The organism is Psychrobacter sp. 1Y4, from assembly GCF_051847555.1.
On sequence record NZ_JBPYDE010001079.1, the window covers coordinates 1 to 535 of the forward strand.

The 535-nt window shown below is 43.6% G+C and carries 1 protein-coding gene; it reads left to right on the plus strand.

The features are described 5' to 3' along the window. Positions 1–29 precede the first annotated feature (29 nt). Positions 30–535, plus strand: a 506-nt coding sequence (locus tag ACS8FC_RS20515) for a nitrilase-related carbon-nitrogen hydrolase (RefSeq protein WP_439298140.1), incomplete at its 3' end; no start/stop codon positions are given.

A 535-nucleotide genomic window follows, 5' to 3' on the forward strand; every position in this document is an offset into this window, starting at 1 on the left:
TTAATAATATATCGATAGGAACAATAACAATGTCAAAAGACACTGATAATCCCAATCTTAACCCCTCACATGAAGCCAGCAAGACCAACAAACCACAAGATACGGTCACTTTTGCTTTAGCGCAGTCACATTTTTTGGTCGGCGATATCGCAACCAACGTTGAAAAAATGCGCACGCTTGCATTACAAGCACGCGAACAAGGTGCTGACGTTATCGTATTTCCAGAGCTGGCGCTACTAGGCTACCCTCCGCAAGATTTATTGCTACGCCCAAGCTTATCAGGCCGTGTCAAAAGCGCCTTATCTACCTTGAGTGACATCGACGATATCGTCATGATTGTCGGCTATCCGCATGTCGATCATCACGGTACTTTCAACTCCGCTGCTATCTTACATAACGGTCATCAAAAGGGCTTCTATCACAAGCAGATGTTGCCAAACTATGGTGTATTTGATGAGCGTCGTTACTTTGATAAAGGTCGAAATCAAGTCTTATTTGACTATAAAGGCATTACGATTGGTCTGCTCATCTGTGA